The organism is Microvirga sp. GCM10011540 (genome assembly GCF_042650665.1).
GTDB classification, from domain to species: Bacteria; Pseudomonadota; Alphaproteobacteria; order Rhizobiales; family Beijerinckiaceae; genus Microvirga; species Microvirga lenta.
In genome coordinates this window covers 226,099-239,935 of record NZ_JBHSBQ010000005.1, presented here as the reverse complement: position 1 = coordinate 239,935, position 13,837 = coordinate 226,099, and the positions used below count along the sequence as shown (strand labels likewise).

The 13,837-nt window shown below is 66.5% G+C and carries 13 protein-coding genes; 4 read left to right on the top strand and 9 right to left on the bottom strand.

All coding sequences use genetic code 11. The annotated features are described in order from the left end of the window. Nucleotides 1-58: 58 nt before the first annotated feature. Nucleotides 59-3,133 (bottom strand): tetratricopeptide repeat protein, encoded by a 3,075-nt coding sequence (locus ACFOYU_RS01785; protein ID WP_377032481.1) that lies wholly within the window; start codon nucleotides 3,131-3,133, stop codon nucleotides 59-61. 84 nt (nucleotides 3,134-3,217) lie between these two features. Next, nucleotides 3,218-3,571 (bottom strand): hypothetical protein, encoded by a 354-nt coding sequence (locus ACFOYU_RS01780; RefSeq protein ID WP_377032213.1) that lies wholly within the window; start codon nucleotides 3,569-3,571, stop codon nucleotides 3,218-3,220. A gap of 200 nt (nucleotides 3,572-3,771) precedes the next feature. Between ACFOYU_RS01780 and ACFOYU_RS01775 the strand changes: the two genes are divergently transcribed. Both ACFOYU_RS01775 and ACFOYU_RS01770 read left to right on the top strand, forming a co-directional pair. Further along, a complete protein-coding gene (locus ACFOYU_RS01775) occupies nucleotides 3,772-5,616 on the top strand; it encodes a glycosyltransferase (RefSeq protein WP_377032212.1) in 1,845 nt (614 codons plus the stop codon). A 145-nt stretch (nucleotides 5,617-5,761) separates the two neighbouring features. After that, on the top strand, nucleotides 5,762-6,226 hold the full coding sequence (locus ACFOYU_RS01770) for a hypothetical protein (RefSeq protein WP_377032211.1): 465 nt from the start codon (nucleotides 5,762-5,764) through the stop codon (nucleotides 6,224-6,226). 14 nt (nucleotides 6,227-6,240) lie between these two features. Here the strand turns inward: ACFOYU_RS01770 and ACFOYU_RS01765 are convergent, their stop codons facing one another. Genes ACFOYU_RS01765 through ACFOYU_RS01755 form a run of 3 tightly spaced genes read right to left on the bottom strand, consistent with a single transcriptional unit; the run spans nucleotide 6,241 to nucleotide 9,026 of the window. Continuing rightward, nucleotides 6,241-6,684: an ATP-binding protein gene (locus tag ACFOYU_RS01765; protein ID WP_226737829.1), complete on the bottom strand. Its 444-nt coding sequence runs from the start codon at nucleotides 6,682-6,684 to the stop codon at nucleotides 6,241-6,243. A gap of 25 nt (nucleotides 6,685-6,709) precedes the next feature. Then, nucleotides 6,710-7,045, bottom strand: a complete 336-nt coding sequence (locus ACFOYU_RS01760; RefSeq protein ID WP_226737831.1) for an STAS domain-containing protein — start codon at nucleotides 7,043-7,045, stop codon at nucleotides 6,710-6,712. Further along, nucleotides 7,032-9,026, bottom strand: a complete 1,995-nt coding sequence (locus tag ACFOYU_RS01755) for a SpoIIE family protein phosphatase (protein ID WP_377032210.1) — start codon at nucleotides 9,024-9,026, stop codon at nucleotides 7,032-7,034. The genes ACFOYU_RS01760 and ACFOYU_RS01755 overlap by 14 nt, the downstream gene beginning before the upstream one ends. A gap of 73 nt (nucleotides 9,027-9,099) precedes the next feature. Between ACFOYU_RS01755 and ACFOYU_RS01750 the strand changes: the two genes are divergently transcribed. Continuing rightward, nucleotides 9,100-10,164 (top strand): endo-1,4-beta-xylanase, encoded by a 1,065-nt coding sequence (locus ACFOYU_RS01750; RefSeq protein ID WP_377032209.1) that lies wholly within the window; start codon nucleotides 9,100-9,102, stop codon nucleotides 10,162-10,164. A gap of 114 nt (nucleotides 10,165-10,278) precedes the next feature. Continuing rightward, nucleotides 10,279-10,788, top strand: coding sequence for a GAF domain-containing protein (locus tag ACFOYU_RS01745; RefSeq protein WP_377032208.1), 510 nt, complete (start codon nucleotides 10,279-10,281; stop codon nucleotides 10,786-10,788). 6 nt (nucleotides 10,789-10,794) lie between these two features. Here the strand turns inward: ACFOYU_RS01745 and ACFOYU_RS01740 are convergent, their stop codons facing one another. From ACFOYU_RS01740 to hemP, 4 genes are read right to left on the bottom strand one after another with little or no spacing between them, the layout of a single operon-like run. Further along, nucleotides 10,795-11,586, bottom strand: a complete 792-nt coding sequence (locus tag ACFOYU_RS01740) for a heme ABC transporter ATP-binding protein (RefSeq protein ID WP_377032207.1) — start codon at nucleotides 11,584-11,586, stop codon at nucleotides 10,795-10,797. Next, a complete protein-coding gene (locus ACFOYU_RS01735) occupies nucleotides 11,583-12,662 on the bottom strand; it encodes a FecCD family ABC transporter permease (protein WP_377032206.1) in 1,080 nt (359 codons plus the stop codon). Before ACFOYU_RS01735 ends, ACFOYU_RS01740 begins: the two co-directional genes overlap by 4 nt. Next, nucleotides 12,659-13,540 carry a hemin ABC transporter substrate-binding protein gene (locus ACFOYU_RS01730; protein ID WP_377032205.1) on the bottom strand — a complete coding sequence of 294 codons (882 nt, stop codon included), beginning with the start codon at nucleotides 13,538-13,540 and terminating at the stop codon, nucleotides 12,659-12,661. Before ACFOYU_RS01730 ends, ACFOYU_RS01735 begins: the two co-directional genes overlap by 4 nt. A gap of 9 nt (nucleotides 13,541-13,549) precedes the next feature. Further along, on the bottom strand, nucleotides 13,550-13,720 hold the full coding sequence (hemP, locus tag ACFOYU_RS01725) for a hemin uptake protein HemP (RefSeq protein WP_226737846.1): 171 nt from the start codon (nucleotides 13,718-13,720) through the stop codon (nucleotides 13,550-13,552). Nucleotides 13,721-13,837: the final 117 nt, after the last annotated feature.

Sequence of the window (13,837 nt, the reverse complement as noted above, 5' to 3'; positions counted from 1 at the left end):
CCTCGGGTGATCGAAGTCGGCTAGCATCCAGGCGGCCACGGGGCTGTCAAGCCTCCCGCTACCAGCGCAGCCGCAACTGGGCGCCGACCGCGAACCGGCTCCACGGCTCATCGTCCTGCGCCGGGGCGAAAGCGTCGTTGTCCGAGGAGCGGGCATAGGACAGGGTGTGGTTGGCATAGAGCGCGAACGACGCCTGCGGAGCGAATTCGTAGGCGAGGCGCGCCGATGCATACGAGACGAAACCTCCGGTCCCGGGTTCGCTCCAGCCATAGCCGGCTGCCCCTTGAAGATCGTACGTCCAGCGCTCCGCCAATGTGCCGTAGAGCTGAATGCTCGCTTCGAGGGCTTGGTACCGGTCCGGATTCCAGTAGCCGTTGTCGAGCACCTTCGCGAAGTCGAAAGCCGTGTAGCGGGCGCCGATCCACAGGTAGGGATCGGCGCTGAGGCGCTTGGCGATTTCCGCCTGCCCCCAGAGGCGCTCGTTGCCGTCGGAATAATGGCTGTAGATGCCGCGGCCGCTGACGCGGAACGCGTTGTCGGGGGTGTAGTCGACGGCGAACCCGAAATCGTCCGCAAAGACGTCGTTGACGATGGAACGCGAGTTCTCGTCCGGGTAGCGCCGGGCCAGGTTGATGTCGAGCCGGAGGGCATCGGACGGGATCAGGCTGAAGGTCGTCTCGTGCGTGAACATCACGTCCTGATCGTCGGGCTCGTCCTCAATATTCAGGAAGAACGACGACTTGAACTCGAGGAAATCGTCGAACCGATGCCGCCCGGCCAGTCCGATGCTGTAGATATCGACGGTGGGAAAGTCCCCGCCCTCGAAGTGCATGATTCGCCCCTGCGGCCCGAACTTCGTCAGGCCGTTGTTGAAGGTCAGCTCGTGAGAGAGCAGCAGGGTCGAGATCGCGAGGTCGTCCGAACGGCGCGCGTGCCATGCCTCGATGGTGGTCAGCGGGCGGCGTTCGAGGAAGAGCTGTTCGAGCAGTCTCTGGGCACCCTCGTCGCCGGGCTTACGCGCGAGAAGCGTTTCCGCATAGCTCTGCGACAGGTCCGGACGCCCCATCTCGCGCCGCGCCTGGGCGGCGATCATGAGTGTCGCGGGATTGCGATCCCCCGCCGCCAGGAGAGGCTCGATGCGCGCCAGGGCGGCCCGTGGGCGGCCCATGGACCGCTCCGCGGTCGCGGCGCCGCGGAGCGCATCCGCGTTCGCCGGCTGGAGGCGCAGCACGGCCTCGAAATCCGCCAGCGCCGGCTTGTGCTCCGTGATGTCGTTGAGGGCATTGCCCCGGCCGATCAGGGCTTCCACATCGTTCGGGAAGGCCTGGAGGATCTCGGTGAACACCGGAATCGCCGCAGCCTGCTGGCCGCTCCAGGCCAGGGCGCGCGCGAAGCCGAGCTGCGCATCGCGCCTCTCCTTGGGATCCAGATCCGGTCGCTGCAGGATTTCCTGTAACAGCGGGATGGCTCGCGCCGGCTGACCGGCATAGAGCACCTGTTCGGCATATTCCCGCAGCAGCTCCTGCCGGCGCGCCGGCAGGACCGCGAAGGCGCGCTCGAACAGGGTCGCGGCCTCGGCACTGCGCCCCTGCCCCGCCGTCTGCCGGGCCGCCCCGACAAGAGCGTCGGACAGGGCCTTGCGGGCCTCGCTGTCCCGCGGGTTCTGACGCAGGATCGCCTGCCAGGCCGGGATCGCCTCGCGGTATTGGTTGCTCCACAGAAGGGCGAATGCGAGACCGCGCCGCAGGCGCTGATTTTCCTGCGGACTGCGATCGCCGGAGCGCAGCGCCTCGCGGTACAGCGGCACGGCCCTGGCGGGCTCCCCGGAATAGGCGATCTGATCCGCGTATTCCGGCAGCAATTCCTGCCGGCGTTGCGGCGCCGTATCGATGGCGCTGTGGAAGAAGTCCGCCGCCTGGGCATTGCGGGAGCGCTCGGCCGCCTGCCGCGCCGCGCCCATATAGGCGTCGGAAAGCGCCTTGCGCGCTTCGGCATCGTCGCGGTTCGCGCGCAGAATGTCGTTCCAGGCCTCGATCGCCTCCTGAAACTGGCTGCTCCACAGGAGCGCGAAGGCCAGCGCGCGGGTCGTCCGCCGACGCTCTTCGGACGAGAGATCCCCACGGGACAGCACGTCCCGGTAGACCGGGACCGCCTTGCCCGGCTCGCCGGAATACGCGAGCTGATCGGCATATTCCCGCGCGATCTCGCGCCGCTTCGACGGATCGAGGGCGATGGCCCGCTCGAACTGCGACACGGCCTCCTTGTTGGCGCCGCGGCCCGCGGCCGCCCGTGCGGCGGCAATGGCGGCCTCGGCAGGCGTCGGCTGCGCGGGAGACGGCGTTCGCGCCGCGTCGGCTGTCGCGCCCGGCGTTCCGGAACCTGCCGGAGCCGGCCCGGTGCCGCCGCCGGCAGCGGCGGGCGGTCGCGCCGCCCCCGCCTGCGCATCCGCCAGACCTTTCCGAGCCTCCGGGTCGTCGGGTGCCTGCCGCACCACCTCCTCGAAGGCGGCGGCGGCCTCCGGGAACTGGCCGCTCCAGAGGAGGGCGAAGGCAAGACCCCGCCGGATCCGCCGCAGCTCCTGCTCGGACCGGCTGCCCTGGGACAGGGCCTCCCGGTAGAGCGGCACCGCCTGCGCCGGCTGGCCGGCATAGGCCAGTTGATCCGCGTATTCGGGAAGCAGCTCCGGCCGACGCTGCGGCGCCGTGTCGATGGCGCGCCGGAAAAATCCGGCGGCGTCCGCATTGCGGGAGCGCTCCGCCGCCTGACGCGCCGCGCCGACGAAGGCATCCGACAGCGCCTTACGCGCCTCGGCGTCGCCGGGAGCGGCCTGCACGATCTGCTCCCAGGCGCGGATCGCCTCCTCGAACTGACTGCTCCACAGGAGCGCGAAGGCGAGATTGCGCGTCGTGCGCTGCCGTTCCTCGGGCGGCAGATCGGGCCTGCCGAGGATTTCGCGATAGATCGGAACGGCCTGCTGCGGCTTGCCGGAATAAGCGAGCTGGTCGGCATATTCGCGGCCGATCTGCTGTCGCCTGGCAGGATCGAGTTCGAGCGCACGGCGGAACGACGCCACGGCCTCTCCGCTCTCGCCCCGCTCCGCAGCCGCGCGGGCCGCCCCGATGACGGCGTCCACCAAGGCGGTGCGTGCCTCCGCATCGCCCGGATTGGCGGCGGCGATCCGCTCCCACGCCTCGACGGCCTCCTCGAACTGGCTGCTTCAGAGGAGGGCAAAAGCCAGGCTTTTCTCGATTCTCCGCCGCGTGTCCTGGTCGAGGGCCTGATCGGCCAGGCGCTCCCGGTACAGGGGAACCGCCTCGGCGGGCCGGCCCGAATAGGCCAGCTGATCCGCATATTCGACAAGCCACTCGCCGCGACGCCCGGGAGCGAGGCCGATGGCCTGCTCGAAAAGCCGGGCGGCCTCCCTGTTGTCGTTCGTGCCGGCGGCCCTGCGCGCGTCCTCCACGATCTCCTCGGGAGACTGCGCGAAGACCGGGGAAGCCGTGAGCCCCAACCCCAGAAGCACGAGCAGGCACGCGATTCGGGTGCGAAGGGCGGGCCTACATGGAAACATAGATCGGGATCTCGAATCGCGAAGCAGAAGGAAGGTCTGGATTTCCAGTTATCTGGAATTGGCGCTTATAACAGGTAAAATTTAGTTCTCCCTGCCGATTGGTCCAGACAGATTTCTTCCATAACCTGAAGAGCGCCTATATCCCTCTTCGTTGGAGAGGGCGGCCTCTCGTGAATTTTCGCTTTCCGGAGACCTGTTGCTTGTCCCGCCCCGCCTCGCGTTTCCAGACACAGACCCCGTGGACGCCCCTCCCCTATTCGCCCTGGCACGAAACCCTGTGGCAGTTCCTGGCGACGGCGAGCCTGGTGTTCGGCACCTGGTACATCGGATGGCGATGGCTCGGGTCGATCAACTTCGATGCACTGTGGTTCTCGGTGCCGCTCCTGATCGCGGAGACCGGGGCCTTCCTGGGCCTTGTCCTGTTCACCATCAACCTGTGGTCCGCGAAGTCTCCGGTGCCCGGCCCTCTGCCCGCGAGCATCCGGGACTGTACGGACGACCCCGACATGCCCGACCGGCCGGTGACGGTGGACGTGTTCTTCGCCACCTATAGCGAGGATCCCGAGCTGGTGCGCCTGGGGCTGCGCGATGCCAAGGCCTTCACCTACCCTCACCCCATCGACATCCAGATCCACGTTTTGGACGACGGAAAGCGGCCCGCCATGCAGGCCGTCGCCGAAGAGGAGGGCGTGAACTACCTCACCCGCTCCGACAATGTGGGGTTCAAGGCCGGCAACCTGAGGAACGCCATGGCCTCGACCTCGGGCGACTTCATCCTGATCTGCGATGCCGACATGCGGCCCTTTCCGACCTTCCTGGAAGAGACCCTCGGCTATTTCCGCGATCCGAAGGTGGCCTGGGTGCAGACCCCACAATGGTTCTACGACGTTCCGCCCGGGGTGCCGCTTCCCGCCGCCCTCGAACGGTGGCTGGGCGGCGCCGGACGCGTCCTGGGGAAGGGTTTCGAGCGCATCTTCGGTCCGGTTCAGATCGGAGAGGATCCCTTCGCCAACGACCCTCAGCTCTTTTTCGACGTGATCCTGCGCCGGCGGAACTGGGCCAATGCCAGCTTCTGCTGCGGGGCCGGATCGATCCATCGGCGCGAAGCCGTCATGGAGGCGGCTCTCCGGCAGTGGTCGGATCAGGTCACCGCAGCCGCGGGCCGCAACGAGGCCGCCGCCCGCCGCCTGACCGGCGAGGAGGCCATCGCCGATTCCATCCGCGACACGATGCGCTGGCAGGGTGCGCTGGAGGAGGAATTCCAGCCCTACAAGTTCCACGTATCGGAGGACATCTACACCTCCATCGTGCTCCACGCCGACCGCGAGCGCGGGTGGAAGTCGGTCCTGCATCCGAAGGTGCAGGCCAGGATGCTGTCGCCCAACGACCTTCTGAGCTGGACCATCCAGCGCTTCAAATATGCGGGCGGCACCCTCGACATCATGGCCCACGACAACCCGCTGTTCCGGCGCGGGGGCCTGTCGCTTCCGCAGCGGCTCATGTACGGTTCGACGTTCTACTCGTACCTGTCGCCGCTGTGGAACGTGGTCTTCCTGTTCTCGCCGATCGTCTTTCTTTTCTCCGGCGTCCCGCCCGTCTCCGGCTACTCCCTCGACTTCTTCATCCACATCGCGCCGTTCCTGCTGTTGAACGAGCTCTCCCAGCTCGTGGCGCTGTGGGGCAATTCCAACGCCAAGGGGCGGGCCTGGTATCTCGCCATGTTCCCGCTGAACCTCCAGGCTCTGTGGACGGTAGTCCGGGGCAAGAAGATCTCGTTCCCGGTCACGCCCAAGGATCGGCAGGTGGGAAGCTATCCCCGCCTCGTGAAATGGCAGATCGCGGTGGTCGTGCTGACCCTGACCGGCCTGATCTGGGGCTGGAGCGCGTTCGCCGCCGGACGGGAGGGCTATTCGCTCGGGGCCATGATCGCCAACACCGTATGGGGCATCAGCAACGCGCTGGCGATGGTTCCAATGATCAAAGCCGCCTTCTGGCAGCCGGACCTGGTCTACGAAGCCGCAATCGTGGAGGGAGCAACATCGTGATCCGGCAGGAGCTTTTCCCAGTCACGGACCCTGGAGACATCGATTCCGCCATGCTACCCACCCCGCAGCGGCGGCAAGGCCTGCGGGATCCCAGCCGAATTCCCTGCCCTGGCTTCCGGAGCCTCCTTCCGGTGGAGACGATACGGTGACTTTCAAGGACGGTCTTCTCAAGGCGCGCGGACAGATCACCTTCGTTCTGGCGCTGGCGATTTCCACTGGCATCATCATCTATCTCGAGGCTTTGGACACGGAACAGCGGATCCAGGCGCGGGTCGCCGCCGAACTGGCGCAACGCAATGCGGCTTCGGCATCCGCCCCTCCGGCTCTTCAGGCGGCGGTCCGGTCGGCCCTGCGCCGGTCCGAAGAGGTCTACGCGCGGGAGCCCCGCGCCGACGAGGCCAGGGCCGGACTGCTCACGTCTTTCGCTGCCGCCGTGCAACTGGGCGTGATGGAGCCGGGCGATGGCCTCTCCCAGGTCCAGAAGATCCTCGACGAGATGGAGCAGAACCGTGGCGAATTGAGCGCCTCGCTCATTTCGGCGCTGGGCCTAGCGGCTGCAACCTTCCCGTCGTTGCAGGACCGCATCGCGCGTCTTTCGCCCGCCTCATAGCGCCCGGGAACGCCTCAACCTGCGGGCGCCTCGACCCGCTTGACCATGCGCAGCCGGTTCTCGCCGCTGCCCGCGCTGTATTCGACCTCGTCCATGTTCATGCGGATGAGCGCCAGCCCCATGCCGCCCTCGGGAACATCGTCGAGATTGGTTGCGTCGAACGAGAACAGGTCCTCCGAGGCCTGCTCGATGAGGCCCGCCTGCATCGGCGGCGCGTGATCGACGATCTCGATCACGACCCGGTCCGGATGAAGGCCGACGATCACCTGGACGTCCTGGCCCGGCTGCCCATGGTAGCCGTGCTTGATGACGTTGTTGATCGCCTCCACGACGCTGAGTTCGACCGCATCCGCCTCCTCCGCAGCAAGGAGGCCGGTGCAGACTCCGCGGACGGCGCGAGCGATATGCGCCACCTTGTCGAGATCGCTGTCGATCAGAAGGCTGATGGATGGGGCCATTCCGGTTTCTCGGCTCACATAGGCATCAGGCCGAAAGCTGCTCGACGGCGGCATCGACCGTGTCGTGCAGGGCGAAGACCTTGTCCATGCGCGTGAGGGTGAAGAGGCGGCTGACCGCCCCCTTGGCGCCGGCCACGGCAAGACTTCCCCTCGGACCGAGGCGCTTGAGACAGGACACGATGGCACCGAGGCCGGAGCTGTCGACGAAGTCGACGCCGCTGAGATCGAGAACGAGTTGATGGTGCCCGTCGTCGATGCACCTCGTCATCTCGTCCTTGAAAAGCGGTGCCTTGCTGGCGTCGACGCGCTTCTCGGTGACGTGGACGACAAGCACATTGTTCCGGAGCTCAGAGGTGAGCATCGACATTTGCCCTTTCGCTTAACCGTTCCAGCATCAGAACGCTCAGATCGTCATCGAGCCTTTCAGAGCCGCGCCATTTCCGCAAGACCCGGTCGAGGCTGTCGAGGAGAATGCCCGTCGACCCTTCGGCATGCTCGTGAACAAGCCCGCGCAGCCGCTCTTCCGAGAACTGCTCCCCCTCCCGGTTCTCGGCCTCCACGAGACCGTCCGAATAGACCAGGAGGCGGTCGCCGGGCCGGAAGTCGAATTCCAGCGTCTCGTATGTGGCCGAAGAGATCATGCCGACGGGAAACCCGCCGTCGCCGATCGGTTCCACGATCCCGTCCGCCCGAAGGAGGAGCGGGGCCGGATGTCCGGCCTGAATGATCGCCGCGCGTTGCGCGCCAACGTCGATCTCGCCGACGACCATGGTGAAATACGGCAGCCCCTCCGGCCAGTCGGCATTGATCCGCTCCACCAGGGTCTCCAAGCGCATTCCGTCGGGCCTCGTCAGGATCGCCTGGGACAGGATCTGATGCGACGCGACGGAGACGAGAGCCGCGGGCGCTCCATGCCCCGCCACGTCGATCTGGAAGAAGCCGATTCCGCCGTCGCTGCGCCGCACGACATTGTAGGTGTCGCCGGCAACCAGGCTCGATGGCCGGAACAGACCGCAATACCGAACGTCTCCCAGGGTCGAAGGAGGCGGCAGCATCGTGGTCTGAATCACGGCCGCCGCCTCGAGGTCCTTTCGCAGCTGACGGTAGGCGTCCTTCAGGCGGGCGTGCAGCATCTGCTTGTCCTGCTGAGAGCGCTGCCGCCGGATCGCATTGGCCTTGAAGACGCGCAGGGCATCGCTCATCTCCCCGATCTCGTCGGACCGGGTCTGGCGGGGCAGCGGAGCCGACAGGTCGTTCTCCGCCAGCCGCAGCATGGCGCTGCTCAGGGCCTCCAGCGGCCGGACGACCCGCAGGCGCACGACGAGAGCACTGGCGAGAACGGCCCCGAAACCGCAGAGCAGAAGAATGCTCCACAGGAACACCGAACGCCGTGACTGAGCGAGCTCCAGATCGAGACGGTCCCGCGAGCTGCGCAGCAGTTCCTGCTGCATGTTGGCGATGCTGCGCAAGCCCTGCCGGGCGATCTCGTACCATTCCTGGGCACTGATGGCGGGGCGGGTCTGGCTTTGAAGTGCGTTCGACAACGTTTGCTGAACAGGGCTCAGCGTCGTGTCGTACTTCGCGTGAGCGGCCGAAATGGCCTCCCTGACGCTCGGGCTCAAGGGTGCCGTCAATTGGCTCTGGATCAGCTCCCAGGCGAGATCCGCCCGCCCGACATTGCGGCCGACGGCTTCGAGCTCGGCCGGGTTGATCTCGCCGGGACGAGACAGGGCCCATGTGAGGATGGCCTGATTTCGGGCGATGCTCTCGCTGAGGACGCCGCCATAGGTCCGCAGAACCGCCTCGGCGCGCAGGGCAGGATCCTGGGGCCGCTCCTGCTGCAACAATGTGAGGCGGAAGGACTGGACCTCGTCGATCAGGCGCGTCGCCTCCCGGAACCATCTTTGCACGGGTTCCGAGCCAGGGTCCTGCGGGGCGGCCGACAGATAGGCGTCGGCCTGCTGTCTCAGGGCGTCGAGATCGCGGGCCACGCCCGAGAGCGAAGCCAGGCTGCGGGCCGGGTCACGCAGGTCGGAGCTCCGCTCGACGATTTCCTGCTCGGCCGCCTCCTGCGTGGCATCCACGCGGGCGCGCGCCTCCTGCAGTTCCTCCCGGTGCCTGGCATCGGCCTCGCCCGAGACGAGAAGCCTCACGGTTCGGCTTCGCTCCTGGGCAAGAGCGTTGGCGTTGAGCAGGAGGTGCTCCCGGACGGCATTGGACGCGACCATGCGCTGGGCCGCCTGATGCTGCAGGATCTCGGTCCGGATCTGGACCGAAACCGCCACGAGCAGAGCCACGCCGAGAAAGATCGTCAGGGTCAGCAGGATGTAGCGAATTTTCATGGGGGACGAGATATGACGGCAGCGAACGCTTTATTGTGACAGAACCGCCGATATCTCATACCGGCATGGGACGATGGAACCGCTCAAGCTTGAAACCGACAGCCTCCGTGATGCCGCCGCCCACCGGCATTTACTCTATGGGACGGCTCTTTGCACATCCGATCTGACGGAGAAACGGCGCTGCGACACAATTCTTCGCGAGTGCAGCATCATCACGCCCGAATACGAGATGAAGTGGGACCGGATCGGGGGAGCGGATGCCCCCGACTTCCGGGCGTCGGACCGGCTCGTCGCCTTTGCGGTCGAGAACGGCCTCGCCTTTCATGGCCATACGCTCTGGTGGCACGAATCGGTGCCGCAGGACCTGGGGGAGGCCTCGGATGCGCGTTTTGCCGAAGCCGCGATGGAGCACCTGACGCGGGTGGTCCGGCGCTATGCCGGGCGCGTGTATTCCTGGGATGTCGTGAACGAACCGCTCGAGACGGACCATGGCCGCCGCGATGGCCTGCGCCACTCGCGCTTTCTCCGGGCTTTCGGGCCGACCTATCTGGAAGTCGCGTTCGGACGGGCGGCCGAAATCGACCCCGAGGCGGTGCTGGTCCTGAACGAGATGGGCCTCGAATATGCCTCGCCCGGCGCCGAACGGAAACGCCGGGCCATGCTGGCCCTTCTCGAACGGGCACTCGCCCGTGGAGCCCCGATCCACTGCCTTGGGATCCAATCCCACCTCGATGCGGCCGACCAGCCCCGCCGCCACCCGGAACTCCGGGCGTTCCTGCGGGAAATCGACGGCTTGGGATTGAAGGTCATGATCACGGAGATGGACGTGAGCGACCAGAACTGCCCACGGGATCGCCGCCTGCGGGACGGAATGGTCGCGGATACCTACCGGGCCTATCTCGAACTGGTGCTCGAGGAGAGCCGCTCCCTCGGCGTGAGCACGTGGGGTCTATCCGACGACAGGACCTGGCTCGCGACGGCGAGGAAGCGACCCGACGGGGCCGCCGTGCGGCCGATGCTCCTGGATCGAGCCCTGAGACGAAAGCCTGCCTGGCACGCGGTGAAAAGCGCCCTGCTCTCGGCGAGGAACCCGGATGGTGGGGTTGAACCCGCCTTCCCCAAGGGAAAAATTAACTGAAGTGGTGGCCGCCGGGTCCGAAGCCCATATTCCGAGGTGATGCGGCCCTTACGGTCGTATAGTGATAGCGAGCCGGATTATTTCCCGGAACAATTTTTCAAAGGACATTCATCGATGGATTATCCCGTCGGTCCCCATGAGGAGGAGCGCCTGACGGCGCTCCTGGAAACCGGCATTCTCGATACGGCGTCGGATCCGGCCTTCGACGCCATCACCGGAGAGGCCCAGCGTCATTTCGACGTGCCCATGTGCCTGGTGACCCTGCTCGACCGCGACCGACAGTGGATCAAGTCCGCTCAAGGGATCTGCCTTCCGGAAACGCCGCGGGACATCGCCTTCTGCAACTATACGATCCTCAGCGACGAGGTCTTCGTGGTCGAGGACGCCAGGGCCGACGATCGCTTCAAGAGCAATCCCGCTGTGACCGGCGACATGGGCATCCGGTTCTACGCGGGGGCTCCCCTGATCTATATGAAGAACATCCGTCTGGGCGCCCTGTGCCTTCTGGACACGAAGCCCCGTACGTTCTCCCGGGGCGACAGGGCTGAGCTTCAGATCTATGCCGAGAGGGTAGTGGCGGAAATCGCAGCCCGCGAGTTCACCCTGCATCCCTCGCACGAGTGAGAGCCGTCACGATCTGCCGGCGAGCACCCAGGGATGGGGCGGCAGGCTTTCCATCACCAGGCCGACCCCGAAGACGGCGGCAAGACGCTCGGAGGTCAGCACCCGGTCGGGCGCCCCCCTGGCGACCAACCGGCCCTCGTCCATGAGAGCCAAGTCATCCGTCAGTCCCGCGGCAAGCTGCAGATCGTGCAGGACCGCCACGACGGCGATCCCCTCCCGCACCAACCGGCGTGCCTCTTCGAGCAGCGCCAGCTGATGCTTCAAATCGAGGCTTGAAATCGGCTCGTCGAGGAAGAGGATCTGGCGGTCCTCGAAAGTTCGGCCTGCCCCCAGCTGGGCCAGGACCCGGGCGAAATGAACTCTCTGGCGTTCGCCACCCGACAAGGTCTGGTAGTTGCGATGGGCCAGATGGGCGACATCGGCCCGCTCCAGGGCTTGCTCCGCGATGCGGCGGCGGTCGCTGCGGGACAGTCCCCGCCCGATGCCCTCGACCCCGAGGCTCGCCACCTCGAGGACCGAGAACGGGAAACCGAGTTCCGACGCCTGAGGCATGACGGCGCGAAGATGCGCCAGCTGCCACGGCGGGATCGACCGGAGCGGGCGGCCGCCCAGCACGATATCACCCTCCGTGGGTGCGAGCTCGCCGCACAGCAGTTTCAGAAGGGTCGATTTCCCGGCGCCGTTCGGACCGACGACGATGGTGAAGCAGCCGGCGTCGACCGTGAAGTCGACCCGGTTCACCAGCAGGCGCCCGCCGCCGCGATAGCTCATGCCTTTTGCTTCAAGAATGGCCGTCATAGGGAGAAGCCGCCCGGCCGGCGCAGGAGAAGCCACAGGAAGAACGGCGCCCCGATGGCGGCGGTCAGGATGCCGATCGGCAGTTCGGCCGGAGCCACAACGGTGCGCGCCACGGTGTCGGCTGCCAGCAGCAGAGCGCCGCCGAGCAGGGCCGAGGCGGGCAACAGGAAGCGATGATCGGGCCCCGCCATCAGTCTCAGCACGTGGGGGACCACGATGCCGACGAAGCCGATCATTCCCGCACTCGCGACCGAAGCGCCGACCGCGACGGCGACCAGGAGAATGGCGAGAGCCTTCACCCTCTGCACGGGGATGCCGAGATGGAAGGCCTCCGCCTCGCCGAGCGCGAGAGCATTCAGGCCCCGCGCGAGAAACGGCGATGTGAGAAGCATGGGAAGGACGAGAGGCGCGACCGTCATCACCTTGGTCCAGCTGGCGCCGCCCAGGGAGCCCAGGGACCAGAAGGAGAGATCGCGCAGCTGCCGATCGTCGCTGAGATAGGAGAAGAGCCCCATGACCGCTCCGGCCAGAGCCCCGAAGGCGACGCCTGCCAGCAGCATGGTGGCGATGGAGGTGCGCCCGCCGCGGGTCGAGACGAGATAGAGACCGAATGTCGTGAGAAGCCCGCCCGCAAAGGCGCCGATGGGAAGGGCGCCGAAGGGAAGCGGGCCGATCAGCGGCGCAAGAAGGGCATCGCCCAGCACGATCGTCGCGGCGGCCGCGAGGGCCGCACCGGCCGAAACGCCCACCAGTCCGGGATCCGCAAGCGGGTTGCGAAACAGCCCTTGCATCAGGGCGCCCGACGATGCGAGCGCCGCACCGACCAAGACCCCGAGGCAAAGGCGCGGCAGGCGAACCTGCAGGATGATGAGGGCATCCCCGCCTTGGATTGAATCCGACTCGCCCAAGGCATCGGAGAGAACCGCCAGGACCCGCGCGACGGGAATGCCGGTTGCTCCGCTGCTCATGGCAAGAAGGCCCGTGACGAGGAGCAGAACGGCGAGCCCCGTCAGAAGCATTCCTTTCTGCCCGGCAGGACGGGAGTGGGACATCGCGCGGACCGCAAGGGCCGTCATGGCTGTGCCACCCACCGGGCCGAGGCCGGCAGATCGGGATGGAGCGCGACCATCAGATCCTGGGCGGCGGAAGGCGTGCGCGGGCCGAAGCCCAGAAGGTAGAGGGAATCCATCACGACGAGCCTGCGCTTGGCGGCGGCCGGCGTGGCGGCAAAGGCCGGAAGCGCGAACGGATCGTGCGCCGCACCGTCCGGACCGTGATTCATCATGACGATGGCCTCCGGAGCGGCTGCGATCAGCCCCTCGTCCGACAAGGGCTTCCATCCCTGAAGCGAGGATGCCGCATTCTCGGCACCTGCGAGGGCCAGCATCGCATCGGCCGTCGTGCCTTTGCCGCCCACGAGGGGACGGCCGTTCTGCAGCGACAGAACGAACAGGACGCGCGTGGGGCGCGTCACCTGGGCGCGGTTTCGCGACAGCTGGGCGAAGCCGCGCTCGACCTCCCGGACGAGTGCGTCTCCGGCCTCGCCGGCATCGACGGCCTTCGCGATGTCGCGGATTCTCCGCACGATTCCCTCGGGGCTCGGCTCGTCGTTGACACGGACGATCGGAACGCCCGCCTGCTCGATCAGGCGCATGGCATCGGGCGGCCCGGCTCCCTCGGTCGCCAGGACGAGGGACGGATCAAGGGACAGAATGCCCTCCGCCCCCAGGGCGCGAACATAGCCGACATTGGCTTTCGTCTTGAGCGCCTCGGCGGGAAACAGGCTCGTGGTGTCCACACCGACGATCTCGCTCTCGCGGCCGAGGCGATAGAGGATTTCGGTCACGGCCCCGCCGATGCTGACGATCCGGCGCGGGGATGCGGCCCTGGAAGGAACGGAGGCAAGCATGAGAGCCGAGACCAGGATGAGGCTGCGGCGGGACATCGACGTCATGGGAGGCTCCTATTTCGTGAGGATCAGCTTGCCGTTCGCCGTGACCCGCAACCGGTAGCGCTCCCCGCGGTGAAGGAGCACCACTTCACGGCCGGTTCCGATCAGGGTCATCACGTCGATTTCCTTGGCGACGGTGGAGGATGTCCCAGCGCGGTCAGGCGACGGAGGCGCTTTCTGCACGATGATCTCCAGATTTTACTTTTTCTAAATTGCAGCAATTGCAACCGTCTCATGTATTCGCAGTTTAGAAACATGTAAAACTGCGATTTCGACAGCTGATATTGACGCGGTTACTCT